Origin of the sequence: Bowdeniella nasicola (assembly GCF_001907295.1) — a bacterium.
GTDB lineage: Bacteria > Actinomycetota > Actinomycetes > Actinomycetales > Actinomycetaceae > Bowdeniella > Bowdeniella nasicola.
Genome location: NZ_MQVR01000161.1, coordinates 1 through 1453, shown reverse-complemented (window position 1 = coordinate 1453; position 1453 = coordinate 1). Strand labels below are relative to the sequence as shown.

The following is a 1453-nucleotide window of genomic DNA, read 5'->3' as shown; positions in this document are numbered from 1 at the left end:
TGAGTTGTAGAAGATGAACTCGAGGATCACGCGGTGACCGCCCTGCTGTCCAGCACGACCACCCCGCTACACCACTATGAGGGACTCAACTCAGCAACTGCCCCCAACACGGCGCGAGGCGCGCCGCCAGGTCGACCGCAAGGCGCTTCGGGAGGCCGGTCGCCAGTCGGCGAAACGCAATCGCGGCGGCGCCCGCAAGGCACTCATCGCGATCCTTGCCGTCGTGCTCATCATCGGCGGCGTCAGCGTCGGCGGCTTCTACCTCCTGCGGCACCGCTTCGACTCCCAGATCGAACGGTTCGACGCCTTCGAAGGCGTGAAGGATCGCCCGACCCCGGCGGAGAACGCCGATGCTAAACAGCCGCTGAACTTCCTCATCCTCGGATCTGACTCGCGCATTTCCAAGGGCGATCTGAACAAAATCGAATACGGCCAGCAGCGCTCCGATGCGCTCATGGTCGCCCAACTGTCGGCCGACCGGACGGCGGTCACCGTCATGTCGATTCCGCGCGACTCCTGGGTCGATATTCCAGGTCACGGCAAGGCCAAGATCAACGCCGGCCTGTCCTTCGGCGGCATCCCGCTCGCGGTACAAACGGTGGAGAACCTGACGAAGATCCACATCGATCACGTCATGCTCGTCGACTTCGAATCCTTCAAACAGCTCACCGACGAACTCGGGGGAGTGACGATCCAAACCCGCGAGGGCGCCCAACACATGAGCGGCGATGAGGCACTCGTCTTCGCGCAGACGCGTAAGACCCTGCCGCAGGGCGACTTCGACCGCATGCGCCGCCAGCAGGCGTGGATGCGCGCGATCGCGCAGACCATCTTCAACCAGGACATTTTGACATCGCCGACGAAGATGTACACGCTGCTGGACATCCTGACCAAGACGACGCTCATGGACGAGACGCTCACGATGGCCAAGCTGCAGTCCATGGCCCTCGAATCGACGTCGTTGCGGCCCGGCTCGGTCCGCTTCATTACCGCGCCCTATGCGGGCACCGGGCGCAGCCCGGACGGCAAACAGTCGATCGTCAACCTCGATATGGCGCGCAGTGAGCCCGTGTTTGACGCGTTCGCGAACGGCCGGGCGGCGGAGTTCCTCGCCGATAATCCGAAGGCGGCGCCGAGCCTGGACGACCGGCCGCTCGACTAGCGCTAGTAGGCGCCCTTGCCGCCGATGACGATCCCGATCGTGCGCAGGCAGATCATGAGGTCGCGCAGCATCGACCAGTTGTCCACGTAGTACAAATCGAGCCGGATCGTCTCATCCCAGTCGAGGTCGGAGCGCCCAGAGACCTGCCACAGCCCGGTCATGCCCGGCCGTACCCGCAGCCGCTGGAACGCCTTTTCCGGCTCTTGGGACCTGAGCGTGGGGTGATGGGTTCGAGGGTGGGCGTGTCGGGAGTGCGATAGGGATCGAGGCCCTCAAGAATCGGGGTTACCA

The 1453-nt window shown here is 64.1% G+C and carries 1 protein-coding gene and 1 pseudogene; one reads left to right on the top strand and one right to left on the bottom strand.

What is annotated here, in order from left to right:
• Positions 1 to 76: 76 nt before the first annotated feature.
• Positions 77 to 1162, top strand: coding sequence for an LCP family protein (locus tag BSZ39_RS12800; RefSeq protein ID WP_143180553.1), 1086 nt, complete (start codon positions 77 to 79; stop codon positions 1160 to 1162).
• Between the two features lie 2 nt (positions 1163 to 1164).
• Here the strand turns inward: BSZ39_RS12800 and BSZ39_RS12795 are convergent.
• Positions 1165 to 1386 (bottom strand): annotated as a pseudogene (locus tag BSZ39_RS12795) (sugar transferase); the annotation flags it as partial.
• Positions 1387 to 1453: the final 67 nt, after the last annotated feature.

Excerpts from the sequence above, each read along its gene's own strand:
- BSZ39_RS12800 (WP_143180553.1), top strand. The coding sequence starts at position 77 with ATGAGGGACTCAACTCAGCAACTGCCCCCAACACGGCGCGAGGCGCGC.